Below are 234 nucleotides of genomic sequence, written 5' to 3'. Positions count from 1 at the left end.
GTGCATCCAGGAGGATTCGAACCTCCGACCGCTCGGTTCGTAGCCGAGTACTCTATCCAGCTGAGCTATGGATGCATAAATCTGATTCTTGTACAACGCAGGGTACTGACTACTCACCATGAAAGGAATTGCTAATTCGCTTTATTTCTTTATTTTCTATGGTGCATCCAGGAGGATTACTCAGCTTGCGCTTCGCCCTGCGGGCCGTTGCTGATGCAACGTTATCCTCCTTAG

Annotated in this window: 1 tRNA gene and 1 other RNA gene; both read right to left on the bottom strand. The window is 48.7% G+C overall.

Going from position 1 to position 234, the window contains the following annotated elements:
* Window position 1 precedes the first annotated feature (1 nt).
* Window positions 2-75, bottom strand: a tRNA-Arg gene (locus HFD97_RS22135).
* 84 nt (window positions 76-159) lie between these two features.
* A non-coding RNA gene (locus tag HFD97_RS22130) (RtT sRNA) lies at window positions 160-234 on the bottom strand; the annotation flags it as partial.

It is taken from the genome of Pantoea sp. EKM103V (genome assembly GCF_011800365.1).
Taxonomy (GTDB): domain Bacteria; phylum Pseudomonadota; class Gammaproteobacteria; order Enterobacterales; family Enterobacteriaceae; genus Pantoea; species Pantoea anthophila.
Note: the sequence above shows the minus strand (reverse complement) of the source record. Positions and strands in the feature narration are given on the sequence as shown.